Raw genomic sequence first — 620 nt, forward strand, 5'->3', positions numbered from 1 at the left:
GCCCTTCACCTGCCCGTACTGGATGGCGCTCGCGTACTGCTTGGGCAGGTACCGGGTGAGCGCATCCTCCGTCTCGTACAGGTGGTTGTCCGCGTCGAACAGTGGATACGGCGGCACGCGCGATGGCATGAGATCCTCCTTCGCAGAATGCGAGAATCCTATTCTCACTCTTGGTGGGCGGCAATATCCTTGCGGAGAACGAACTTCTGGACCTTGCCGCTGGCGGTCCGCGGGAAGTCGTCGACGACGTGCAGCTCCTCCGGCCACTTCTGCCGGGCCAGGCCCGCTGCGGCGAAGTGGGCGCGCAGGTCGTCGAGAGTGGGCTCGGGGTGCCCCGTCCGCAGTCGTACGACGGCTGCCGCGCGCTCCCCGAGGCGGGCGTCCGGTACGGCCACGACCGCGGCCTCGGCGACGGCCGGCAGGGCGAGGAGAACCTCCTCCACCTCCAGCGCGCCGATGTTCTCGCCACCGCGGATGATGATGTCCGCCTTGCGGTCGGTGATGGTCAGGTAGCCGTCCTCGTCGAACTCACCGATGTCGCCGGTGCGGTACCAGCCGTCCGCGTCGAAGGCCCGCTCGGTGAGGGCCGGGTCGGTGTAGCCGAGGCACAGGTCAGGGCC

Annotated in this window: 1 protein-coding gene; it reads right to left on the reverse strand. The window is 68.5% G+C overall.

Annotated features, from left to right (window positions below; genetic code table 11):
- Positions 1-164: 164 nt before the first annotated feature.
- Positions 165-620, reverse strand: a 456-nt coding sequence (locus OO68_RS41605; RefSeq protein ID WP_033314705.1) for an AMP-binding enzyme, incomplete at its 5' end; no start/stop codon positions are given.

It is taken from the genome of Streptomyces iakyrus (assembly GCF_000717055.1).
Taxonomy (GTDB): domain Bacteria; phylum Actinomycetota; class Actinomycetes; order Streptomycetales; family Streptomycetaceae; genus Streptomyces; species Streptomyces iakyrus.